This is a genomic window from Enterobacter sp. Tr-810 (genome assembly GCF_011752765.1).
In the GTDB taxonomy this organism is placed as follows: Bacteria; Pseudomonadota; Gammaproteobacteria; order Enterobacterales; family Enterobacteriaceae; genus Enterobacter; species Enterobacter soli.
In genome coordinates this window covers 952,663-975,939 of record NZ_VWWW01000001.1, presented here as the reverse complement: position 1 = coordinate 975,939, position 23,277 = coordinate 952,663, and the positions used below count along the sequence as shown (strand labels likewise).

At 57.0% G+C, this 23,277-nt stretch carries 18 protein-coding genes; 8 read left to right on the top strand and 10 right to left on the bottom strand.

Features of this window, described 5'->3' with window-relative positions:
• Positions 1-185 precede the first annotated feature (185 nt).
• The gene (gene fbaB / locus F3J30_RS04620; RefSeq protein ID WP_014070977.1) at positions 186-1,238 is read left to right on the top strand and encodes a class I fructose-bisphosphate aldolase; all 1,053 of its coding nucleotides are present in this window, start codon (positions 186-188) and stop codon (positions 1,236-1,238) included.
• Between the two features lie 110 nt (positions 1,239-1,348).
• Here fbaB and F3J30_RS04615 read toward each other — a convergent pair whose 3' ends face one another.
• Entirely contained in the window at positions 1,349-1,510 is a 162-nt protein-coding gene (locus F3J30_RS04615) for a hypothetical protein (RefSeq protein WP_166716227.1), read from the bottom strand.
• Between the two features lie 403 nt (positions 1,511-1,913).
• Here F3J30_RS04615 and F3J30_RS04610 point away from each other — a divergent pair, with 403 nt between their 5' ends.
• From F3J30_RS04610 to F3J30_RS04585, 6 genes are read left to right on the top strand one after another with little or no spacing between them, the layout of a single operon-like run.
• Positions 1,914-3,068: a mandelate racemase family protein gene (locus tag F3J30_RS04610; RefSeq protein ID WP_166716225.1), complete on the top strand. Its 1,155-nt coding sequence runs from the start codon at positions 1,914-1,916 to the stop codon at positions 3,066-3,068.
• Between the two features lie 33 nt (positions 3,069-3,101).
• Complete coding sequence (locus F3J30_RS04605; protein ID WP_166716223.1) at positions 3,102-4,718, top strand: ABC transporter substrate-binding protein; 1,617 nt, start codon at positions 3,102-3,104, stop codon at positions 4,716-4,718.
• On the top strand, positions 4,715-5,752 hold the full coding sequence (locus F3J30_RS04600; protein ID WP_166716220.1) for an ABC transporter permease: 1,038 nt from the start codon (positions 4,715-4,717) through the stop codon (positions 5,750-5,752). The genes F3J30_RS04605 and F3J30_RS04600 overlap by 4 nt, the downstream gene beginning before the upstream one ends.
• Positions 5,749-6,654, top strand: a complete 906-nt coding sequence (locus F3J30_RS04595) for an ABC transporter permease (RefSeq protein ID WP_166716218.1) — start codon at positions 5,749-5,751, stop codon at positions 6,652-6,654. Before F3J30_RS04600 ends, F3J30_RS04595 begins: the two co-directional genes overlap by 4 nt.
• Positions 6,626-7,486, top strand: a complete 861-nt coding sequence (locus F3J30_RS04590) for an ABC transporter ATP-binding protein (RefSeq protein ID WP_166716216.1) — start codon at positions 6,626-6,628, stop codon at positions 7,484-7,486. The genes F3J30_RS04595 and F3J30_RS04590 overlap by 29 nt, the downstream gene beginning before the upstream one ends.
• A 9-nt stretch (positions 7,487-7,495) precedes the next feature.
• Positions 7,496-8,269, top strand: a complete 774-nt coding sequence (locus tag F3J30_RS04585) for an ABC transporter ATP-binding protein (RefSeq protein ID WP_166716214.1) — start codon at positions 7,496-7,498, stop codon at positions 8,267-8,269.
• 48 nt (positions 8,270-8,317) lie between these two features.
• Here the strand turns inward: F3J30_RS04585 and yegS are convergent, their stop codons facing one another.
• Positions 8,318-9,217 carry a lipid kinase YegS gene (gene yegS, locus F3J30_RS04580; protein WP_166716212.1) on the bottom strand — a complete coding sequence of 300 codons (900 nt, stop codon included), beginning with the start codon at positions 9,215-9,217 and terminating at the stop codon, positions 8,318-8,320.
• A 187-nt stretch (positions 9,218-9,404) separates the two neighbouring features.
• On the opposite strand from yegS, the gene F3J30_RS04575 reads away from it, so the two are divergent.
• Positions 9,405-9,935, top strand: a complete 531-nt coding sequence (locus F3J30_RS04575; protein ID WP_166716694.1) for a DUF523 domain-containing protein — start codon at positions 9,405-9,407, stop codon at positions 9,933-9,935.
• Positions 9,936-10,068: 133 nt separating this feature from the next.
• Here F3J30_RS04575 and yegQ read toward each other — a convergent pair whose 3' ends face one another.
• The 8 genes from yegQ to F3J30_RS04535 all read right to left on the bottom strand — a co-directional run bounded on the left by yegQ (position 10,069) and on the right by F3J30_RS04535 (position 23,036).
• Positions 10,069-11,430, bottom strand: a complete 1,362-nt coding sequence (gene yegQ, locus F3J30_RS04570) for a tRNA 5-hydroxyuridine modification protein YegQ (RefSeq protein ID WP_014070966.1) — start codon at positions 11,428-11,430, stop codon at positions 10,069-10,071.
• A 155-nt stretch (positions 11,431-11,585) separates the two neighbouring features.
• On the bottom strand, positions 11,586-11,918 hold the full coding sequence (locus F3J30_RS04565) for a YegP family protein (RefSeq protein ID WP_014070965.1): 333 nt from the start codon (positions 11,916-11,918) through the stop codon (positions 11,586-11,588).
• A gap of 135 nt (positions 11,919-12,053) precedes the next feature.
• Positions 12,054-12,776, bottom strand: a complete 723-nt coding sequence (baeR, locus tag F3J30_RS04560) for a two-component system response regulator BaeR (protein ID WP_014070964.1) — start codon at positions 12,774-12,776, stop codon at positions 12,054-12,056.
• The gene (gene baeS / locus F3J30_RS04555; RefSeq protein WP_166716210.1) at positions 12,773-14,176 is read right to left on the bottom strand and encodes a two-component system sensor histidine kinase BaeS; all 1,404 of its coding nucleotides are present in this window, start codon (positions 14,174-14,176) and stop codon (positions 12,773-12,775) included. The genes baeR and baeS overlap by 4 nt, the downstream gene beginning before the upstream one ends.
• Positions 14,173-15,588 carry an MFS transporter gene (locus F3J30_RS04550; RefSeq protein WP_166716207.1) on the bottom strand — a complete coding sequence of 472 codons (1,416 nt, stop codon included), beginning with the start codon at positions 15,586-15,588 and terminating at the stop codon, positions 14,173-14,175. Before F3J30_RS04550 ends, baeS begins: the two co-directional genes overlap by 4 nt.
• Positions 15,589-18,666 carry a multidrug efflux RND transporter permease subunit MdtC gene (gene mdtC, locus F3J30_RS04545; protein WP_166716205.1) on the bottom strand — a complete coding sequence of 1,026 codons (3,078 nt, stop codon included), beginning with the start codon at positions 18,664-18,666 and terminating at the stop codon, positions 15,589-15,591.
• Positions 18,667-21,789: an MdtB/MuxB family multidrug efflux RND transporter permease subunit gene (locus F3J30_RS04540; protein ID WP_166716203.1), complete on the bottom strand. Its 3,123-nt coding sequence runs from the start codon at positions 21,787-21,789 to the stop codon at positions 18,667-18,669.
• Positions 21,789-23,036, bottom strand: a complete 1,248-nt coding sequence (locus F3J30_RS04535) for an MdtA/MuxA family multidrug efflux RND transporter periplasmic adaptor subunit (protein WP_166716201.1) — start codon at positions 23,034-23,036, stop codon at positions 21,789-21,791. The genes F3J30_RS04540 and F3J30_RS04535 overlap by 1 nt, the downstream gene beginning before the upstream one ends.
• Between the last annotated feature and the right edge of the window lie 241 nt (positions 23,037-23,277).

Sequence of the window (23,277 nt, the reverse complement as noted above, 5' to 3'; positions counted from 1 at the left end):
CCTTTGTGGTGATTGTTTGATCAATGTAACATTTTTGTTGTACACGAATCGAGCCAGCAGATTGTGCTGAAAAAATCCCGACTGGTGGAAAATCTGTTAAGTCAGTACCAGGCTTAGTCTGCCCGCAAAAATGTGGGTCTGGATATCACTCACCGACACGACGTCGGAATTACGGGAGCATCACTATGACTGATATTGCGCAGTTGCTTGGCAAAGACGCCGACAGCCTTTTACAGCATCGTTGTATGACCATTCCAGCCGACCATCTCTATCTGCCCGGCCACGACTATGTCGACCGCGTGATGATAGACAACAACCGCCCGCCAGCCGTACTGCGAAACATGCAGACGCTCTACAATACCGGGCGTCTGGGTGGAACCGGGTATCTCTCCATTCTGCCGGTTGACCAGGGCGTAGAGCACTCTGCGGGGGCATCCTTCGCGGCTAATCCGCTCTATTTCGATCCGAAGAACATTGTCGAGCTGGCGATTGAAGCGGGCTGTAACTGTGTAGCGTCGACTTACGGCGTGCTGGCCTCGGTGTCCCGCCGCTATGCGCACCGCATTCCTTTCCTGGTCAAGTTGAACCACAACGAAACCCTGAGCTACCCAACCGAATATGACCAGACGCTGTACGCCAGCGTCGAGCAGGCCTTCAACATGGGCGCTGTGGCGGTAGGGGCGACCATCTATTTTGGCTCTGAGCAGTCTCGTCGTCAGATTGAAGAGATTTCTGCCGCCTTTGAGCGTGCGCATGAGCTGGGCATGGTGACCGTGCTGTGGGCCTATCTGCGAAACAACGCGTTCAAGAAAGACGGTGTGGATTACCACGTTTCCGCTGACTTGACCGGCCAGGCAAACCATCTGGCGGCAACCATTGGTGCGGATATCGTGAAGCAGAAAATGGCCGAGAATAACGGCGGCTATAAGGCGGTGAATTTCGGTTATACCGATGACCGTGTGTACAGCAAACTGACCACCGATAATCCGATCGATCTGGTGCGCTACCAGCTGGCAAACTGCTATATGGGCCGCGCGGGGTTGATTAACTCCGGCGGTGCGGCAGGTGGTGAAACGGATCTGTCAGATGCGGTGCGCACGGCGGTGATCAATAAACGTGCGGGCGGCATGGGGTTGATCCTCGGCCGTAAGGCCTTTAAGAAATCGATGGCCGATGGCGTGAAGTTGATTAATGCGGTTCAGGATGTGTATCTGGATAGCAAAGTGACCATAGCGTAACTTCTGTACTTCTCCCTCTCCCTTTTGGGGAGAGGGTTGGGGTGAGGGGGAACATACGGCTGAGGTGGTCATTCCGTTCACTTTATGTTCCTTGCTACTCTGTCACCACATTACCGGTGAACGTGCCAGGGTGGCTCACCGCCACCACCCTGGCGACCCGGGCTCCCGGCAAGAAAATCGTCGCTACGCGATACCCTCAGCTTATTCCTTTCGGCTTTCGGGTCGGGCGCGATGCAGCGTCCATGCAAGTCGCGCCCTCGCGGCGCATCCATGCGCCTCGCCCCGGCCTACAGGAAACGCTTCGGCGATTTTCAGCCGGACCATGGAGCCGCTAGTAGTCTTTTATTTCAATGGCGTAATGTCATCGCTGAATAAAGACAAACATTACTGGGGATCCCTCTCTGTGGGAGAGGGTTGGAGTGAGGCAATCAGACAGCATCTGATTCAACTTGAAATAACATTTCATTTCATTCAAACACCCGTCCCGATCGACATCACATTTCAGATCCCTTTTGTGAAAACTGTCACTCCCTTCCGTGCATATGCACAAAAAATGGCCGATGCTTAGCGGAATTTGTCTAAGGCAGCGGACGAATTTTGCGCTTAAAGTTAGTTTCGAAACAGCTTTTCAAATTACAAAGTCGCTCTGAACCTCTGTAGTGTTAAGGACTGATAATGAAAATAGAATCTGTAAACGTCACCGTCTTCCAGTACCCGACGCGTCGTGTTTCCGACAGCGCCGGGCATTCGCATCCAGGGCCGGAAAGCATGGCCAAAATGGCGATGCTGACCATCACGGCAGACGATGGCACCAAAGGGTACTCCTTCGCGCCGCCGGAAGTGGTGCGTCCCTTTGTGGTCAACACCTTCTTTCGCAAAGTGCTGGTCGGCCAGGACGCGTTTAACCGCGAACGCATCTGGCAGGATCTGGCGCACTGGCAGCGCGGCAGCGCGCATCAACTGACCGAGCGTGCGCTGGGCTTCGTTGAACAGGCGCTGTGGGATCTCATTGGCCGCAAACTCAACGTGCCGGTCTGGAAATTACTGGGCGGCTACCGCGACAAAGTCCCGGCTTACGGCAGCACCATGTGCGGCGACGATCTGCCCGGCGGGTTGTCGACTCCGGAAGAGTACGCCAGTTTTGCCGAAAAGCTGGTGGCACGCGGGTATAAGGCCATCAAACTGCATACCTGGATGCCGCCGGTGTCCTTCGCCCCAAACCCGAAAATGGATGTCAAAGCCTGTGCCGCCGTCCGTGAAGCTGTCGGCCCGGATATTGACCTGATGATCGATGGCTACCACTGGTACAGCCGTACGGAAGCGCTCTACATCGGTAAAGAGCTGGAAAAACTCAACTTCGCCTGGTTTGAAGAACCAATGGAAGAAGAGAGCATGGCCTCCTACGTGTGGCTGGCGGAAAACCTGTCGATCCCGATTATCGGGCCGGAAAGTCTGGGCGGAAAACACCACAGCCGTGCGGACTGGGTCAAAGCCGGGGCGTGCGACATTCTGCGTGCCGGGGCAAACGGCGTGGGCGGTATCTCCCCAACGCTGAAAGTGGCGCATCTGGCCGAGTCGTTCGGGATGGATTGCGAAGTTCACGGTAACGGCGCGGCAAGCCTGGCGGTGATCGGCGCAATCAAAAACTGCCGCTGGTACGAGCGTGGTCTGTTGCACCCGTTCCTCGACTACGACGAACCGGCGGCGTATCTCAACAGCCTGGTCGACCCGATGGATGAACACGGCATGGTCAGCCTGCCGACCCGCCCGGGACTGGGCGAAGACATTAATTTTGCATATATCGAAGCCAATACCGTCAGCCACGACTGACAGATAAAAACGTACCCTACAGGCGATATATACATGAAACGAACTCCCTTGGCCGGAGCGTGTTTACTCGCGCTCGCGCTGATGATGGGGAGCGGTGCGGCGTACGCAAAAACGCCGCCCGACCAGCTCATCATCGGCATGAATATGAACAACCTGCTGACGCTCGACCCGGCGGCAATGACCGGTAACGAAGTGGTCGGCATTGTGGTTAACCTCTACGATTCCCTGGTAGAGCTTGATCCGAACGAACTCACCAACGTCAGGCCCGCGCTGGCGAAGTCCTGGGATATTGCCCCGGACGGTAAAACCCTGACTTTCCACCTGCGTGATGACGTGAAATTTCACTCCGGCAATCCGCTGACGGCGGAAGATGTGGTCTGGTCGATGCGCCGCCTGCTGCACCTTAACCTTGCCCAGGCATCGGTGTGGAAGTCCTACGGTTTCAGCAAGAAAAACATCGATAAACAGGTTAGCGCCCCGGATGATTACACCGTACAAATCGTCCTGCCTAAAGCCAATGACCCGCAGCTGGTGATCTACTCCCTGGGTGCGCTGGGTAACCTGGGTGTGCTCGACAGCAAAACCGTGCAGCAGCACGCAGCCAACAATGACTGGGGCAACCGCTGGCTCACCACCAACGAAGCAGGCTCGGGCCCGTTTATGCTGGAAACCTGGCAGGCGAAAGATGTGCTGCGGATGCAGCGTAATCCGCACTACTGGCGTGATGAGCCGAAGATGAGCCGCGTGGTATTGCGCCATTTTCAGGAGTCGCAAACTTTGCGCCTGATGATTGAAAAAGGCGACCTCGACATTGCCAACAACATGGCGGTGGCCGACATCAATGCCCTGCGTAAAGACCCACAGCTTACCGTTGAAGCGGTACAGAAAGGCACGGTCTACTACGTGGCCATGAGCATGAAAGAGGCCCATTTCGCCAACGCCAAAGTGCGCGAGGCGGTGCGCTATCTGATTGATTATCAGGGCATCAACAAAGCGCTGATGCCGGGTTACGGCGTGCTGCATCAGCGTCCGATCAAAGCGGGAATGCCGTCCACGCTGCCGGACCCTGGCTACAGGCTGGATATTCCGCGCGCCAAAAAGCTGCTGGCAGAGGCGGGTTACCCGAACGGATTCGATACCACCCTGCGCGTGCTGGCGGATCAACCGTTCCTCAATATTGCCATCGCTGTGCAGTCGACCCTGATGCAGGCGGGGATCAACGCCAAAATTATCACCGGCACCGGCAACCAGATTTACGGTGCCATGCGCGAGCGTAAGTTCGACATGCTGGTGGGGCGTGGCGGCAGTGGCGTAGAGCCGCATCCACACTCCAGCCTGCGGGCGCTGGTCTACAACCCGGACAACAGCGATGAAGCCCGGCTGACTAACTTCCAGGGCTGGCGAACCAGTTTCTACGATAAACCGCTCAACGAGATGATCGATAAAGCTTTGCTGGAGCGCGATCCGCAAAAACAGGTAGCCGATTACCAGCAGATCCAGGTGCGTTACGACGAGCTGATCCCGGCGATGATCCCGCTCTCGCAAATGGTCGATTCCGTGGTGGTGCGCAACGAGGTGAAAAACTTCCAGTCGCATCCGTCGGCCACCACCTTCCTGCGTGAAGTCTACAAAACCGGAGGTGAACAATGAGTGTGGCGATCCTCGCGCCCGGCTCCCGTACCCGGCGCTTCTCAAAACGGCTGACGCAGGTTGTCATTACGCTGTTTGGCCTGCTGTTGCTGACCTTTTTCATCGGCCGTGTGATGCCTGTCGATCCGGTGCTGGCGATAGTCGGCCCGGATGCCGACCACAGCACCTATCAGCAGGTGTATCACCAGCTGGGGTTTGATAAATCATTGCTGACCCAGTTTGGCATTTACCTGAATAACCTGCTGCACGGTGATTTGGGCAATGCGCTGCTGACCGGCAAACCGGTGACGGCAGATATCCTGCGCGTCTTCCCGGCCACGCTGGAGCTGGCGACGATGGCGATTATCGTCGGCGCAGGCCTCGGCATTCCGCTGGGTGTACTGGCGGCGGCGCGTCGCAACAGCATTTCCGATTACGTGGTGCGTATCATCAGCCTGGCAGGTTACTCCACGCCTATTTTCTGGGTGGGGATGATGGGCTTGCTGCTGTTCTACGCCTGGCTTGGCTGGGTGGGCGGTGCAGGGCGTCTGGATCTGGGTCTGGACGGTTTAGTTCCGCGTCGTACCGGGCTGATGACCGTCGATGCATTGCTGGCCGGAAATAGTGCGGTGTTCTGGAACGCCATTAACCACCTGGTGCTGCCGGCTTCGCTGCTCGGTTTTCACTCGCTGGCCTACATCAGCCGTATGACCCGCAGCTTTATGCTGGCGCAGCTGTCGCAGGAGTTCATCATCACCGCGCGGGTAAAAGGCTTAACCGAGCGCCAGGTCATCTGGAACCACGCGTTTCGCAACATCCTCGTACAGCTTCTGACGGTCGTCGCGCTGGCCTACGGCTCGCTGCTGGAAGGGGCGGTGCTGATTGAAACCGTCTTCTCCTGGCCAGGCTTTGGCTCGTATCTCACCGGCAGCCTGCTGCTCGGCGATATGAATGCGGTCATGGGCTGCGTGCTGCTGGTGGGCATTATCTTTGTGATGCTCAACCTGCTCTCAGACATGCTGTATCAACTCTTTGACCCGAGGACGAAATCATGACCGTTTCTCTGGATTCGCCGCTGGGGGCCGGACAATCTGAAAGCCGCCAGCGTATCAAACGTGCTTTCGGGCGCGCCACAGGCTTCATTGGCAAAATGGCGCGTAATCCACTCACCGCCATTGGTGGCGGCATTATTCTGCTGCTGTTGATTGTTGCAGCCTTCGCGCCGGTGATTGCGCCCTATAACCCGCAGGTGCAAGACCTGAACAACGCGCTGGTCGCACCGAATGCGCAGCACTGGTTCGGCACCGATGAGTTTGGCCGCGATATCTTCAGCCGCCTGGTGTACGGCTCGCGCATCACGCTCTATATCGTGCTGCTGGTCTCCGTGACCGTGGGGCCGCTTGGGCTGTTGCTGGGTGTGAGCGCAGGCTATTTTGGCGGCAAGGTGGATGCGGTACTGATGCGCGTCACCGATATTTTTATCTCCTTCCCAAGCCTGGTGCTGGCCCTGGCGTTTGTGGCGGCGCTCGGCCCGGGGCTGGAACACGTCGTTATCGCCATTACGTTGACCGCCTGGCCGCCGATTGCCCGCCTGGCGCGTGCCGAAACGCTTTCTCTGAGGCAGGCCGATTTTATCTCCGCCGTGCGTTTGCAGGGGGCGTCATCTGTCCGTGTACTGTGGCGCCACATTGTGCCGCTGTGCCTGCCGTCGGTAATTATCCGCATCACCATGAACATGGCGGGGATCATCCTGACCGCTGCCGGGCTGGGCTTCCTCGGCCTTGGTGCACAGCCGCCAGAGCCGGAGTGGGGGGCGATGATTTCAAGCGGTCGTACCTACATGATGGAGTGCTGGTGGGTGGTGACCATTCCGGGGCTGGCAATTCTGATCAACAGTCTGGCGTTTAACTTCTTAGGAGATGGCTTACGTGACATCCTCGATCCTCGCAGCGAATAACCCTTTGCTCGACGTGCGCGATCTCCACGTCGATTTTATCAACGGCGGCGCAGTGACTCACGCCGTGCGCGGCGTCTCTTTCCAGCTCGGGCGCGAAAAGCTGGCGATTGTCGGTGAATCCGGCTCCGGGAAATCTACCGTCGGGCGAGCGCTGCTGCGCCTGCATCCGGCGAAAGCGCAAATCAGCGCCACCCGGATGCAGTTTGGCGATGTGGATTTACGTACCGTCAGTGAAGCGCAGATGCGTGCCATTCGAGGTAAGCGTATCTCGATGATCATGCAAGACCCGAAATACTCGCTCAACCCGGTGGTGTGTGTGGGCGACCAGATTGCCGAAGCCTGGCTGACCCATCATCCGGGGCGTAAAGCGGAGGCGAAAGCCAAAGTGCTGGAGATGCTCGACGTGGTGCGAATTCGCCAGCCGGAGCGTGTGTATCACCTCTATCCGCATGAGATTTCCGGCGGGCAGGGGCAGCGCATCATGATTGCGATGATGCTGATAACCGACCCGGAGCTGGTCATTGCCGACGAACCGACCTCGGCGCTGGACGTATCGGTGCGCTTGCAGGTGCTGGGTTTACTGGATGACCTGGTGCAGTCGCGTGGTCTGGGGCTGATTTTTATCAGCCACGATATTAACCTGGTGCGCAGCTTCTGCGACCGGGTGCTGGTGATGTACGCCGGGCGCGTGGTGGAGTCTATTGCGGCGAAAGATTTGCACAACGCGCAGCACCCTTATACGCAGGGCTTAATCAGCGCACTGCCGGAAATCAACCATCGCCGCCCGACGCTGCCGGTCTTGCAGCGTCAGGCCAGCTGGCTCACCGAGTAAGGAGCAGAGATGATCGAGATTAACCACCTCAACCTGGCGTTTGGCGAGGGTGAAAAGCGCAATCAGGTGCTGGATGACGTGAATATCAGCGTGAAAGCGGGCGAAATTTATGGGCTGGTGGGGGAGTCCGGTTCGGGTAAAACCACGGTACTCAAATGCCTGGCCGGGCTGTTTACCCACTGGGACGGCGAGCTGGCGATTGACGGCAAGCCGCTGGAAAAACGTATCAGCCAGGAACGCTGCCGTCGGGTGCAGATGGTGTTTCAGGATCCGTACGGTTCGCTCCATCCGCGTCATACCATCGGCGATATTCTGGAAGAACCGCTGCAAATCCACGGTTTCAAAGAGCGGGACCGGCGCATTCATGCGTTGCTGGATAAAGTCGGGCTGAACCGGGCGTTTCGCGACCGTTATCCGCATCAGCTTTCTGGCGGGCAGCGTCAACGAGTGGCGATTGCCCGGGCGTTAATTCTGGAGCCGCAGGTGCTATTGCTGGACGAACCCACCTCGGCGCTGGATGTGTCGGTACAGGCGGAGATCCTGAATCTGCTGGCGGAATTGCAGCGGGAGTCGAATTTGACCTACCTGATGGTTACGCACGATTTAGGCGTTATCGCGCATTTGTGCCAGAAAGTGGCGGTGATGCAGTACGGTAAAATCCTCGAAAGCCTGACCGTTGACGAACTGGTGGCCGGGCAAGCCAAAACCGACTATACGCGGATGCTGGTGAATGCCAGCCAGCAGTACTCACGTGAGATGGCGCGAGAGGTGGCGGTGTATTAGGTTTGTGCGGTCTTTAGCCGGGTGGCGCTTCGCTTACCCGGCAAAACATCAGCGCAAAAGCACACAGTCCGGCGGCAACCGGCACTGTAGCGCGCCAGGCAAAACCTCGATGCGGAATCGCTCCCCACTCAACGGCTCGCCATCGAGATTAAACGTCATCCCGTGCGGGGCACTGACCTCAAACCACGCTGATCGACCGTCGATAATATTTGGGCTTTCCTGTGGCTGAGTAAGGGTAGTGAACAGAGCAGGCAAAAGCCCGTCTCCGGTGAAAATACGCAGTTCTAACAGACCATCGTTGATCAGCGCCCCTGGGCACAACTGCTGCCCGCCGCCAGCCTGACGCCCGTTGCCGATGCCGATCACCAGCGCATCCCCTTGCCAGTGAAAATCATCTCCGGTGATTTCGCAGCGATCCGGTTTCAGGGTGTCCATCCGCATCAGGCCGTGGATCAGATAAGAGACACCACCAAGCGCCGCTTTCAGCTTTTCCGGCGTTTCACTGGTGATCCGCGTACCAAATCCGCCCGTCGCCATATTGATAAAGCAGGTTTTATCATTCACCAGAGCGATATCCACAGCAGTGGTTTTTCCAAGAATGGCCAGCTGGAGCGCTTTCGCCAAATCCTCCGGGATCCCCGCGCTGGTGGCAAAATCGTTCGCCGTCCCGAGTGGCAAAATGCCCATTGCTGGTCGCTGGGCCGTCTCCAGGTGAATCAGCGCAGCGGCAATCTCGTTAATGGTCCCGTCGCCACCGCCGGATATCACGGTGTCCACGCCAAGCTCGCACGCCTCGGCAATATACCGGGCAGCATCGCCTTTTTCCCACGTGACACGAACGTGAATACAGGCGCCGTCGTTTCGCAGGTTAACAACGGCCTGACGCAGGATATCGTTACCGGCACTCTTGCCGTTCAGAATTAATAAACTGGCTGGATAGGTTGCCATCCGCATTGCTCCCTTTTATTGCTTTATCAAAAGTGTATCTCAGGGAGGAGAAAAGCGGGTAAGAACAGGACGAAAGGGGAAAAATAAGAATAAACAAGCGTGACGCGCCATAATACGCTTCAGATGAAATGTGGATACGCCGTGGTGTTACAATCACAGATAACGTCAACGACATTCCTGGGAAATGATGATCAATAAAATTCTGGTGAGCGCTTGTCTGATGGGCTTTAAGGTCCGTTATAACGGAAGTGCAAAAGCACATTTGAGTGCTCAACTTTCCCGTTGGCAGCAGGAGCAACGGCTGGTTATCCATTGCCCTGAACTGGCTGCGGGGTTGCCTGTTCCTCGTTCCCCGGCGGAGATCATGTTGGCTGATGGCAAAGACGTAATTCACGGGCAAGCCAGAATCATCGAAAATAGCGGGCAGGATGTCACTGAGCAGTATCTACTTGCAGCCTGGCTCGCGCTGCGTACCGCTCAAACGTCAGGTTGTAGCGCTGCGTTGTTAACTGAGGGCAGTCCAACCTGCGGCAGCCAGTTTATATACGATGGATCTTTTAGCGGTGTCCGTAAAGCGGGTATGGGAGTAGCGGCTTCTCTGCTCTCAGATAACGGGATTGCGGTGTTTTCAGAGAATCAGATAGCCGAACTTATTGCCTGGATTGAGGAGAGAGAAGGGCAAAAAATAAGCCCGCGTAAGGGAGATTACGCAGGCTAAGGAGGTGGTTCCTGGTACAGCTAGCATTTATGGGTTATGTTTTTCAGCGCTGTGGATAATACCCGTATTGAACGAAGCGGTATGTGATCCGATTCTAAGAATCATCCCAACCTGAAAAAATACCCATTATTAACTATTTGTTGTGCGGATTACGGGTACTTTCTCCGTCGAAATTACGCATCAGCAGCGCAAACTCCAGATCCACTTCTTCCGGGACAGGCAGCCAGACAACGTGACCGTCACCCGGAGCCACTTCAATCGCTTCGCCTTTCTTGTTTTCCAGATGCTCCAGGCGGAAGTTCATGTTGCCCTGCGGGGTCATCAGCTCCAGGCTGTCGCCTTTGGTGAATTTGTTTTTCACCGCAACCGCTGCCAGCGGGCCTTTACGCTCGCCGGTGAAATCACCGACAAACTGCTGGCGCTCAGAGATCGAATAGCCGTGCTCGTAGTTCTGGTAGTCGTCGTGGGTATGACGACGCAGGAAGCCTTCCGTATAACCGCGGTGCGCCAGGCCTTCCAGCGTTTCCAGCAGGGACGTGTCGAACGGTTTACCGGCTGCGGCATCGTCGATGGCTTTGCGGTATACCTGAGCGGTGCGGGCGCAGTAGTAATAGGACTTGGTACGGCCTTCAATTTTCAGTGAATGCACGCCCATCTGGGTCAGGCGTTCAACGTGAGCGATGGCGCGCAGATCTTTGGAGTTCATGATGTAAGTGCCGTGTTCGTCTTCAAAGGCGGTCATGTACTCGCCCGGACGCTTGGCCTCTTCAATCATAAACACGCTGTCGGTGGGTGCGCCGATACCGAGCGTTGGTTCGACGTTGGTGACCGGGATAGGCTCGTGCTTGTGTACGATATTCCCGATGTCATCCTCTTTGCCTTCCTGGACGTTGTATTCCCAGCGGCAGGCATTGGTGCAGGTGCCCTGGTTCGGGTCACGCTTGTTGATATAGCCAGAGAGCAGGCAGCGGCCAGAGTAAGCCATGCACAGCGCGCCGTGAACGAAAATCTCGATTTCCATATCCGGCACCTGGGTGCGGATCTCTTCAATTTCTTCCAGCGAAAGCTCACGAGACAGAATGACGCGGGTCAGCCCCATCTGTTTCCAGAATTTCACCGTTGCCCAGTTGACGGCGTTAGCCTGCACCGAGAGGTGAATATCCATTTCCGGGAAGTTCTCCCGAACCAGCATGATTAAACCCGGGTCTGACATAATCAGCGCGTCTGGCCCCATATCCACTACCGGCTTAAGGTCACGGATGAACGTTTTCAGCTTGGCGTTGTGCGGCGCGATGTTCACCACCACGTAGAATTTTTTGCCCAGGGCATGTGCTTCATTGATGCCGAGTTGCAGGTTCTCGTGATTGAATTCGTTGTTGCGCACGCGCAGTGAGTAGCGCGGTTGGCCCGCGTAAACGGCGTCGGCACCATAAGCGAAAGCGTAACGCATATTTTGCAGCGTTCCCGCCGGGGAAAGGAGTTCCGGTTTAAACATGTTTGTTCTCGTTCTGATGACAGGTCAGATCCGCGTGCACCTGGTGCAGCGGTAAGGGGAGATCCCCCACATTAAGGGCGGGCATTGTAGCGCTGCGGGGCAGGGAGGTAAAGCGCCGGGTCGTGACACCACTAACCCGGCGAACGCCATCACCGTCAGGTGTGGTCTTTTACGGTCTGGGTCGGGCCATTTGTTTTAACTGATGCAATGCCTTTATCACGTGATTGCTCAGAGGCGTACATCTGGCTGGTACCAATCACCTGATGATTTCCCGCCTTGAGATTGAAATAAAACTTGCCGTTGGTGGCTGTTTTCTTCTCATAACGTTCGTCTGACGGACTATTAGTGCGCACAGAGGCAATGCCGTTTTCAGCGGCACTTTTGGTGGTGTACAACTCACTGGTGAGAATGGTCTCAGCGTTACCTGCTTTAAGAACAAACCTGAACTGACCATCACTGCTTTTGCTTAATTCGAACCAACCAGACATGCGAACTCCTTGAGCGAAAGTGAATTTATCAGTGCCGATGATAAGTAAACGCATCGGTAAGGAGAGTATGGTTGATTATCGAATTGATTCCAGAAATGAAAAACCCGCCGGATGGCGGGTTTGAGCGTGAAATGGTCAGGCAATCCTGCACGCATCCGCTTCCCAGCGATACCCCACACCATACACCGCGCGAATAAATGACTGGTCGGCGTCGAGCGCTTCCAGTTTGCGGCGCAGGTTTTTGATATGGCTGTCGATGGTGCGGTCGGTTACCACGCGGTAATCGTCATACAGATGATTCAGTAATTGTTCGCGGGAGAACACTTTCCCTGGCTCGTGCGAGAGGGTTTTCAGCAGACGGAACTCGGCGGGGGTGAGATCCAAAAGCTTGCTGCGCCAGCTCGCCTGGAAGCGGCTTTCATCGACAATCAGCGGGCTTTCAGCATCCAGCGCCTGCAATTCGCGATGCGGTTTGCAACGGCGGAGAATGGTTTTCACGCGGGCCACCACTTCACGCGGGCTGTAAGGCTTACAGATGTAATCGTCGGCACCGATTTCCAGGCCCAGCAGACGGTCGATCTCTTCGATTTTGGCGGTCACCATCACGATGGGAACGTCAGAGAAACGGCGAATTTCCCGGCACAGCGTCAGACCGTCAGTGCCCGGCAGCATCAGATCCAGCAGGATCAGATCCGGCGGGGTCTGGCGCACATAGGCCAACACCTGATCGCCGTGGCTGATAAGCGATGGGGCGTAACTTGCCGCACGTAAATAGTCGATCAGCAACTGCCCAAGCTTAGGCTCGTCTTCCACAATCAGAATACGTGGTGTGTTTTCGTCAATCGGTAACTCGGTCATACTTCTCTCGATATATCCCGTTCCAGCGGTAACTCTACTGTAATGCTAACCCCGCCAAAAGGCGAATGGGCGGCGCGGATTGTGCCATTATGGGCCTCGACGATGTTGACGCATATCGCCAGCCCCAGCCCGGAACCGCCGCTGGCGCGGTTACGTGAACCTTCGGTACGATAAAAACGCTCAAACAGCCTTTCCAGCTGTGCATCCTGCACGCCGGGTGCGGAATCCGCAAAGGTGAGGGCAAAGCGTCCGTTTCCGTGCTTGCCGGAAATATGCAGTCCGCCACCGCTGTCGGTATAGCGCAGGCTGTTTTCCAGCAGGTTGTTGAACAACTGCATCAGGCGGTCGCGATCGCCAAACACGATGGCGCTGTCCGGCAGTGAGAGGTCAATTTTCAGATTACGGCTGGCAAAACGTTCGCGGAAGGCACCGCTGGCGACTTCCAGCACGTTAATCACGTCGATAGGCGCTTTCTGGTAGGCCAGCGCCCCTTCGTCTGACATCGAAAGCTGATGCAGATCGTCCACCAGCTTAGTCAGTGTGCCGACTTCGGCCTGCAAAGAGGCGACAGATTCCGGGGTAAACTGCCGCACGCCGTCCTGAATGGCTTCCAGCTCACCGCGCAGTACCGCCAGCGGTGTGCGCAGCTCGTGCGAAATATCGGCCATAAAATCACGGCGCATCTGCTGGTTTTTCTCAAGCGTGCTGGCCAGCTGGTTAAAGTCCTGCGCCAGTTTGCCCAGTTCGTCCTGGCTGCGGGTGTCCACGCGGGTTGAAAAATCCCCGGCCGCCAGCTTGTGCGTGCCTTCTACCAGCCGTTTAACCGGCGCAAGCAGCCCGCGTGCCAGCGGGAAGGTGGCCAGCGCGGCAAGCAGCGTCGAAAGCGCGACAATCAGCCAACTGGTCTGGCGTTGCTGCTTGTCGAAGTTGATATCCGTGTTGCGCGTCAGGCGTTCAACCGGGGAGGCGATCACCCAGCCGACCGTTGCGTTATTCACGGTGATGGCGCGCTTTGTGCCATCGGGCGGGACGGGCGCACGCGGGCCCACGAGTACGCGCATATCCTGGTCTATTACCCAGAACTGTGTACGCCAGCCGTGCGGCGGCATCCCGGGGCCGGGACGATCGTCGTCGGTATCGTGCTCAAGCGAGCGGAGGATCTGAAAAACAAAGCGGTCGTTATTACGCAGAAAACGCCAGTTTCCGTGCAGGGCATACTGATCGCCCAGCGCATCACTCAGCCCCTGTAAACGCTGTTCGTTCCCGTGCTTGATGTAGTCAATAAAACCGCGTTCAAAGCTGACCCGCACCGCCCAGTGCATCGTGACCAGCAGGACGATACAGGTGGCAAAAATCGCCACAAACAGCTTTCCGGTGATCCCGGGACGCCAGAATTTCATGATGCACTCCTTTTGCCACGACGGATAACAACGTTCTTACTGGTATCATTCGGTACTCTGGCGAAGATAAACGCGGGCAGGGCAATAATCACCGCCATGCTGAGATAGGTATATAAAAACACCTGATGCGCGACCGGCGTGTCGACGCTGAGATGGTGCTGCCCGTACATGCCGAGCAGCAGACCCGCCACGGTAACGCCCACGCTCATGGAAAGCTGCATGATCATCGACAGCAGGCTGTTGCCGCTGCTGGCCAGTTCGTCCGGCAGGTCTTTCAGCGTCAGAGTGTTCATCGACGAGAAGCGCATTGAGTTGATAATGCCCTGGCAGAACAGAACCAGCGGCAGTGCGTAGTACCAGCCCATCAGCGCCACGCCCATAAACAGCAGGCTGATGATCGCCAGCCCCAGAGTGGCTGTGACCAGCACGCGACGGTAGCCAAAGCGGTTCACTACCTGCACCACAATGCGTTTCATCCCCATGCTGCCAAGCACCATCGGGATCATCATTAAGCCCGCGTGGAACGGCGAAAAACCCATCCCAATCTGGAGAAACACCGGCGTCATAAACGGCAACATGCCGCTGCCGACGCGTCCGGCAAAGCTGCCAAACAGCCCAAGACGGTAGGTAGAATTTTTAAACAGCGACAGGCTGAACAGCGCCTGATCGTTATTCCGGGCATGATACAAATACCACAGCACGGACATCACGCCGAGGGCGACCAGAATGCCCAGCGTCAGGGAAGAAATCCCCAGCCCTTTTTGCCCGTCGAGCGCCAGGGTCAGGGTTGCCATACCGGTGGCCAGCAGGATAAAGCCAATAAAATCAAAGCGCCGGGTCTGCATGGTGTAGTTAGGCATCAGCACCAGCGTGGCGATAGCCCCCACGATACCCACTGGCAGGTTGATCAGGAAAATCCAGTGCCAGGAGGCGTATTCCACCAGTACACCGCCCAGCGCCGGGCCGAGCAGTGGGCCGACCTGTCCGGGCAGGGTGACAAAGGTCATCGCCGCCATGTACTGTTCGCGAGGGACGATTTTCATCACCGTCAGCCGCCCGACGGGCACCATCATCGCCCCGCCAACCCCCTGAAGCACGCGCGCCATTACCAGCTCATTGAGCGTGTTGGCCTGGGCGCAAAACAGCGAGCCCGCGGTAAACAGGATGATGGCGGTGAAAAAGATATTTCGCACCCCCACTTTGTCTGCCAGCCAGCCGCTTGCGGGCAGCATGACGGCAACCGTCAGCACGTAAGCGACGATCACCATATGCATGTGCAGCGGGCTCTCCCCCAGGCTTCTCGCCATAGAGGGGAGGGCGGTATTCACGATGGTCGTATCCAGCGACTGCATAAAGAAGCCGAAGGCGACAATCCATAACTGCCAGCGGACATTTTTGGGGAGTTCTGTCATTTACCCATTTACCGTTTCTCTGTTTTTACGCGAAAAACGCACCCGCAGGCGGTCGAAGAAGAGGTAGACCACAGGGGTGGTGTAGAGCGTCAACAACTGGCTCATCACCAGCCCTCCGACGATCGTTATCCCCAGCGGCTGACGCAGCTCGGAGCCATCACCACCGGAGATCACCAGCGGCAGAGCGCCAAACAGCGCCGCCAGCGTGGTCATCATGATCGGGCGAAAACGCAGCAGGCAGGCCTGGAAAATAGCCTCTTCCGGGCTCAGATTGCCCTGGCGCTGTGCCACCAGCGCAAAGTCGACCATCATAATGGCGTTTTTCTTCACAATGCCTATTAATAGCATGATACCGATTAGTGCGATTAGGCTGAAAGGGGCACCGAACAGTTCCAGCGCCAGCAGCGCACCCACACCCGCCGAAGGCAGGGTAGAGAGGATAGTCAGCGGATGAACGTAACTTTCATACAACACCCCCAGCACGATATAGACCGTGGCGATGGCCGCCAGGATCAGGATCACCTGTGAGTTCATTGTCTCCTGGAATACCTGCGCCGTCCCGGCAAAACTGCCGCGCACGGTGGACGGCACGCCAAGCTGGGTCATGGTGCGGTTAATGGCATCACTCGCCTCAGACAGCGACGACCCGGTTGGCAGGTTAAACGAAATAGTTGAGGCGGCGGAAAGCCCCTGATGGTTAACAGAGAGCGGGGCGTTTGCGGGCTGCCAGCTGGCGAAATAAGAGAGCGGGATCGCCTTACCATCGCTGTTAATCACAAACATTTTGTCCAGCGCGCTGATGTCCTGGGTGTAACGCGGATCCACTTCCATCACCACCTTGTACTGGTTCATCGGCTGGTAAATGGTGGAGATCTCGCGCTGGCCAAAGGCGTTATTCAGCAGGCTGTTGGCGGCTTCTACATTAATGCCCAGCCGTGACATGGTTTCACGATCGTAGGTCAGATCCATTTCTGCACCGTTGTCCTGCTGATCGGAGTTCACGTCGGCCAGCTCTGGCAGCGCCGCCAGCGCTTTGCGGATCTTCGGCTCCCATTCGCGCAGGGCGGCAAGGTCGTCAGACAGCAGGGTGTACTGATAACTGGCGTTAGCCTGACGTCCGCCCACGCGGATATCCTGAACGGCCATCAAAAACAGATTGGCCCCCGGCTCTTTGGCAAGCTTCAGGCGCAGGCGGTCGATAACCTGCTGCGCGGTTTCGTTGCGCACATCCCGGGGCTTGAGGGTAATAAACATCATCCCGCTGTTCACGCGCGAGCCGCCGGTAAACCCGGTGACATTATCCACCGCTTTGTCTTCGCGGATGATTTTCATAAAGTCCTGCAATTTACCGCGCATCGCCTGGAACGAGATGCTCTGGTCGGCCTGAATGCCGCCCATCAGCACCCCGGTATCCTGTTCCGGGAAAAACGTTTTCGGGATAGAAATGTACATCCAGACGTTGAGCACGATGGTACCAATCAGCACCAGCCCGACAATCCGCGTGTGGTTCAGCACCCATCTCAGCGACTTGCCGTAGCTCTCCTGCATGGCCATCAGGAAACGGCCAAAACCTTTACGCCGTGGCTGCGAGTGCGGTTTGCTGCGTTTGAGCATCCAGCCGCACATCATCGGCGTTAACGTCAGCGAGATGGCCAGCGAAATACCAATGGCAACGGAGAGCGTAACGGCAAATTCTCGCAGCAGGCGACCAGGAAGCCCGCCCATCAGCAGCAGCGGCAGGAACACCGCCACCAGAGACAGGCTCATCGAGAGCACCGTGAAGCCCACTTCGCGCGTACCCTGAAGCGCCGCCTGGAGCGGTTTTACGCCAGCTTCCAGATGGCGTGAGATATTCTCCAGCACCACAATGGCGTCATCCACGACGAAGCCTGTGGCAATGGTCAGCGCCATTAGCGAAAGGTTATTCAGGCTAAACCCACACAGATACATGGCGGCAAAGGTGCCGATCAACGACACCGGAACGGCCACGGCCGGGATAAGCGTTGCGCGACCCGAGCGCAGGAACAAAAACACCACCAGAATCACCAGCGCCACGGAGATAATTAGCGTTTGCTCCACCTCTTCGAGCGAGGCGCGGATCGTCGGAGAGCGATCCTGGGCAATCTGCAAATCAATGGCCGCCGGAATGGTTTCCTGCAACTCGGGCAGTCGTGCCCGGATGCTGTTAACCGTCTGGATGATGTTGGCTTCCGGCAGCTTGCGGATCATCAGCAAGATAGCCGGTTTGGCGTTGGTCATCCCGGCGTTACGCACGTCCTGCACTGAATCGGTGACGCTGGCGACATCGCTTAAGCGTACCGCCGCACCGTTGTTGTAGTGAATGATCAACGGCTGGTATTCCGCAGCGGTTTTCAGCTCGTCGTTGGTCTGGATTTGCCAGCGATGGCTCTGGTCATCGATCGCCCCTTGCGGCTTGCGAACGTTCGCATTGCTGATGGCGGTGCGCACGTCATCCAGCGACACGCCCTGGTTGAACAGTGCCTGCGGGTTTAAGCCCACACGCACCGCAGGCAGGGAGCTGCCGCCGACGTCAACGTCACCCACGCCGTCAATCTGGGAGATGGTCTGCGCCAGTTGGGTGGAGGCAAAGTCGTAAAGTTGCCCCTGAGAATAGGTGTCCGAGGTGAGCGTCAGGATCATGATTGGCGCGTCAGACGGGTTGGCTTTACGGTACGTCGGACGACTTGGCATCCCGCTTGGCAACAGGCTTTGTGCGGCGTTGATCGCGGCCTGTACGTCACGTGCGGCGCCGTTAATATCACGATCGAAGCTGAATTCCAGAATGATACGCGTGCTGCCAAGCGAACTGCTGGAGGTCATTTCGTTCACCCCGGCAATGCGCCCCAGCGAGCGTTCCAGCGGTGTGGCCACCGAAGAGGCCATCGTTTCTGGCGAAGCGCCCGGCAGCGATGCGCTGATCATGATCACCGGGAAATCCACCTGCGGCAGCGGAGCCACCGGCAGCAGCCGGAAGCCAAGCACGCCGCACAGGGTGATAGCGAGCGAAATTAATATCGTCGCGACCGGGCGGTAAATGAAGAGGGCGAAAAACTTCACTTACGCCTCCTCTTCACGTTTCGGGAAACGGCTTTTTGCCCAGATAGCCAGCTGGTCAAAGAGCAGGTAAATCACCGGGGTGGTAAACAGCGTCAGTACCTGGCTCACCAGCAGACCACCGACCATGCCAATCCCCAGAGGGCGGCGCAGCTCGGCCCCCACACCGGTACTCAGCATCAGCGGCAGGGCACCCAACAGTGCGGCCAGTGTGGTCATCAGGATTGGGCGAAAACGCAGCAGACACGCCTGGAAGATAGCATCCCGCGGTGACATGCCCTGTTCGCGTTCGGCGGCAAGGGCAAAGTCGATCATCATGATGGCGTTTTTCTTCACGATGCCGATTAGCAGGATAATGCCGATTATCGCAATCACGTCCAGTTCACTGCCTGCCAGCATCAGTGCCAGAAGCGCACCAACGCCTGCGGTTGGCAGGGTAGAGAGGATGGTTATTGGGTGAATAAAGCTTTCGTACAGCACGCCGAGCACGATATACATCGCCACCACGGCAGCGACAATCAGCCAGATGGTATTCCCCAGCGCCGCCTGGAAGGCCAGCGTGCTGCCCTGGAACTGGGTCTGAATGTCTGACGGGAAGCTAAGATCTTTTTCCGCCGCAAGAATGGCCTCTACGGCTTCACCCAGCGAGTAGGCGTCCGGCACGTTGAACGAGATGGTGGTGGACGGGAACTGATCGAGATGGTTAATCGCAAGCGGGGTGTAGCGCTCTTCCACGCTGGCAATGGCGCTTAACGGCACAATCCCGCCATCCTTACTGGTCAGGCGCACCGTATCCAGCGCGGCAAGCCCCGGTGTGTTTTCGGTGTTGTGTTCCAGCACCACGCGATACTGGTTCGCCTGGGTATAAATGGTGGAGATCAGCCGCTGTCCGAACGCGTTGTACAGCGCGTTATCAACATCGGCCATTGTGATGCCAAGACGGCTGGCGCTGTCGCGGTTAACGTTCACATATGCCGCCAGTCCTTTGTCCTGCCAGTCACTGCTGACGTCGGAAATTTGCGGCAGCGCTTTGAGTTTATTCACCAGCTGCGGCACCCAGGTGCTGAGAGCATCGAGAGAAGTGGCCTGTAACGTGAACTGATACTGGGTGCGGCTCACCTGGGTATCGATGGTTAAATCCTGAATTGGTTGCAAATACAACTCGATTCCCGGCACGCGGGCGACGGCAGTTTGCAGGCGCTCAATTACCGTTTGTACGCGGTCATCACGGTCACTCAGCGGTTTGAGATTGATTTGCAGACGCGCGCTGTTCAGCGACGGGTTGGTTCCGTCAACGCCCACGAAGGAGGTCAGGCTTTCAACCGCCGGATCTTTCATTATGAGCTCAGACACCTGCTGCTGGCGCTGCGCCATGCTGGCAAAGGAGACCGACTGCGGAGCCTGAAGCGTGCCCTGAATGATGCCGTTATCCTGAATCGGGAAGAATCCTTTCGGGATGAAAATCCACAGCATCACGCTCAGCGCCAGCGTACCCAACGCCACGCCAAGTGTGGCCCACGGATGATTAAGCACTTTTGCCAGCAGGCGGCCGTAAGCGGCGATGATGCGTTCGAACATCCGCTCCGACGCCCGCGAGAAGCGGTTTTGTTTGCGCAGGGACTCAACGCTCAACATGCGGGCGCACATCATCGGCGTCAGCGTCAGGGACACTATTGCCGAGATCAAAATCGCGACCGCCAGGGTGACGGCAAATTCGCGGAACAACCGGCCGACAATATCCCCCATAAACAGCAGCGGGATCAGTACGGCAATTAATGAGAAGGTAAGGGAGATAATGGTAAAGCCGATTTCTCCCGCCCCTTTCAGCGCGGCGGCGAGTGGTTTTTCGCCTTTTTCGATATAGCGCGAGATGTTTTCGATCACCACGATGGCGTCATCCACCACAAAACCGGTGGCGATGGTGAGTGCCATCAGCGTCAGGTTGTTGATCGAAAAATCAAGGAACACCATCACGGCAAAGGTACCCACCAGCGATAACGGCACGGCGACGGCAGGGATAATGGTGGCCGGCACGTTACGCAGGAACAGGTAGATGATCATGACCACCAGCGCAATGGCCAGCATCAGCTCAAACTGGGTGTCGGAAACGGACGCGCGAATATTGGTTGTGCGGTCGGAAAGCACCTTCACGCTGACGGACTTCGGCAGGCTTTCAATCAGCTGCGGCAGCATCGTGCGGATACTGTCGGCGGTATCAATGATGTTGGCACCAGGCTGGCGCTGTACGTTCATTACAATCGCCTGCTGTTTGTTGGCCCACGCGCCAAGCCAGCTGTTTTCTGCCCCTTGCTCAACGGTTGCCACATCGCCCAGGCGAACGGGCGCACCGTTTTGATACGCCACAATCAGCTGGCGATATTCATCGGCAGACTGCATCTGGTCGTTCGCAGACAGCGTGACGGCACGCGTCGGGCCATCCAGCGAGCCTTTGGCGGAATTGACGTTCGCATTGCTGATCGCCGTGCGAATGGTTTCGCTGGTTAACCCCAGAGAAGCAATGGCCTGGGCGTTCAGCCTCACGCGCACGGCTGGGCGTTGCCCGCCAGCCAGTGTCACCAAACCCACCCCGGACACCTGCGAGATTTTCTGCGCCACGCGGGTTTCCACCATATCTTCCACCTGGGTCATCGGAATGGCAGAGGAGGTGACCGCAAGGGTCATGATTGGCGGATCCGCCGGGTTAACTTTGCTGTAAACCGGTGGGTTAGGCAGGTCGGATGGCAGAAGGTTGGTGGCGGCGTTAATCGCGGCCTGCACTTCCTGCTCGGCAACGTCCAGCGACAGCGTCAGCTGGAACTGGAGGGTCACCACTGACGCGCCGCCCGAACTTTGCGAGGACATCTGTTTTAAGCCAGACATCTGGCCAAACTGCCGCTCCAGCGGTGCGGTAATGGCGGAGGTCACAACGTCCGGGCTGGCGCCAGGATAGAGCGTGATTACCTGAATGGTGGGGTAATCGACTTCTGGCAGCGCCGAAACGGGCAGAAAACGGTAACCGATGATCCCGGCCAGCAGAATGGCCACCATCAGCAGCGTGGTGGCTACGGGGCGCAAAATGAACAGGCGTGACGGCCCACCTGTAGAGCTCGGTGGCATCACCTGCATCAGGAGGTCGCTCCCTGTTTTTTGTGTTCGCGTCTGGCAGGTTGTTCCGTGGCGGTGGTGCTGTCATGCGCTTCAACCACTTCGACTTTGGCGCCTTCGGTCAGGCGGTCAATGCCGTCGGTCACCACGCGGTCGCCTGCGGAAATCCCGGCGCTGATAACCACTGTCTGGCTGTCCTGGATCCCGGTTTTCACCAGATGTTTACTGACCTTGTTTTCACTGTTCAGCACCCAGACAAAGTTGCCTTCATTCCCCATTTGCAGTGCCGCTGCCGGAATGACCACGGCATTTTCTTCGGTGGCTACCAGCATTCGCGCATTCACAAACTGGTTCGGGAACAGAGCGTCGTCCTGGTTGTTAAAGCGGGCTTTAAGCTTGATGGTGCCGGTGGTGGTATCAATCTGGTTATCAAGGCTCAGGAGCGAACCTTCGCTCAGCTTCTGTTTGTTGGTGCGGTCCCAGGCTTCGACGACCAGCCCCTGACCGGCTTTTTGCGCCTGCACAACGGTGGCGATATCGCTTTCCGGCAGGGTAAAGACCAAATCGATGGGATGGGTTTGGGTGATGACCACAATACCGGTAGTGTCGCTGCTGGAGATTTGATTTCCGATGTCGACCTGTTTCAGCCCCACACGGCCATCGATGGGGGCAGTGATGCGGCTCCAGTCGAGCTGTAACTGCGCGCTGGCGACGGAAGCTTCATCAGCTTTTATTGTGCCCTGGGTTTCACTCACCAGCGACTGCTGGGTATCAAGCTCCTGGCGGGACACCAGATTGGTTTTGACCAGCTGTTGATAGCGCGCCAAATCACGTCGGGCGTTGGCGAGCGTGGCTTTATCTTTTGCGAGCTGCCCTTGTGCCTGGGCGAGGGCGACTTTGAACTGGCTTGGGTCGATCTCTGCCAGTAAATCGCCGGCTTTAACCTGCTGGCCTTCCTGGAAATGAATGGCCATCAGTTGACCCTCGACGCGGCTGCGGACCGTTACCGTGTTTGCCGCCGTAATGGTCCCCAGGCCGGAAAGATAACGAGGAACGGCTTTGTTCACTGCCGTCGCGGCCTGCACCGGTGCCAGTGCGCCGCCGCGCATCCCGTGACGGCCACCGCCCACAGGGCGCTGTGGCTGGGAATTTGCTCCAACGGGTGTCGCAGTACCGGAAGATTGACTGTGCCAGTACCAGGCGGCGGCAAGGACCACCACAATGATGCCAGCGGCGATTGCCCAGCGGGATTTATGACTGCCTTTCATCGTTATACGTTCTCATCCTGAAACACTTCGGGGAATGATACTAGTTTAGTCAGGCAAGACGGCAGAAAAATGGAGGAAATGTGGAAGACTGTCTGGAATTGTCTGATTGGGGGTGACTGCAAAGCGGCAATGCGGGGGGGATTTGCTTACCCAGTCTGGAAAAGCCGAACCTGGGTGCTACGTCACATTAATGAATCAGCGTATGAAATAAGTATTTCAATCCTCATACCAGGAATATTTC

Coding starts and splice junctions, on each gene's coding strand:
- fbaB (WP_014070977.1), top strand. CDS start 186: ATGACTGATATTGCGCAGTTGCTTGGCAAAGACGCCGACAGCCTTTTA.
- F3J30_RS04615 (WP_166716227.1), bottom strand. CDS start 1,510: ATGGATGCGCCGCGAGGGCGCGACTTGCATGGACGCTGCATCGCGCCC.
- F3J30_RS04610 (WP_166716225.1), top strand. CDS start 1,914: ATGAAAATAGAATCTGTAAACGTCACCGTCTTCCAGTACCCGACGCGT.
- F3J30_RS04605 (WP_166716223.1), top strand. CDS start 3,102: ATGAAACGAACTCCCTTGGCCGGAGCGTGTTTACTCGCGCTCGCGCTG.
- F3J30_RS04600 (WP_166716220.1), top strand. CDS start 4,715: ATGAGTGTGGCGATCCTCGCGCCCGGCTCCCGTACCCGGCGCTTCTCA.
- F3J30_RS04595 (WP_166716218.1), top strand. CDS start 5,749: ATGACCGTTTCTCTGGATTCGCCGCTGGGGGCCGGACAATCTGAAAGC.
- F3J30_RS04585 (WP_166716214.1), top strand. CDS start 7,496: ATGATCGAGATTAACCACCTCAACCTGGCGTTTGGCGAGGGTGAAAAG.
- yegS (WP_166716212.1), bottom strand. CDS start 9,217: ATGGCAACCTATCCAGCCAGTTTATTAATTCTGAACGGCAAGAGTGCC.
- F3J30_RS04575 (WP_166716694.1), top strand. CDS start 9,405: ATGATCAATAAAATTCTGGTGAGCGCTTGTCTGATGGGCTTTAAGGTC.
- yegQ (WP_014070966.1), bottom strand. CDS start 11,430: ATGTTTAAACCGGAACTCCTTTCCCCGGCGGGAACGCTGCAAAATATG.
- F3J30_RS04565 (WP_014070965.1), bottom strand. CDS start 11,918: ATGTCTGGTTGGTTCGAATTAAGCAAAAGCAGTGATGGTCAGTTCAGG.
- baeR (WP_014070964.1), bottom strand. CDS start 12,776: ATGACCGAGTTACCGATTGACGAAAACACACCACGTATTCTGATTGTG.
- baeS (WP_166716210.1), bottom strand. CDS start 14,176: ATGAAATTCTGGCGTCCCGGGATCACCGGAAAGCTGTTTGTGGCGATT.
- F3J30_RS04550 (WP_166716207.1), bottom strand. CDS start 15,588: ATGACAGAACTCCCCAAAAATGTCCGCTGGCAGTTATGGATTGTCGCC.
- F3J30_RS04540 (WP_166716203.1), bottom strand. CDS start 21,789: ATGCAGGTGATGCCACCGAGCTCTACAGGTGGGCCGTCACGCCTGTTC.
- F3J30_RS04535 (WP_166716201.1), bottom strand. CDS start 23,036: ATGAAAGGCAGTCATAAATCCCGCTGGGCAATCGCCGCTGGCATCATT.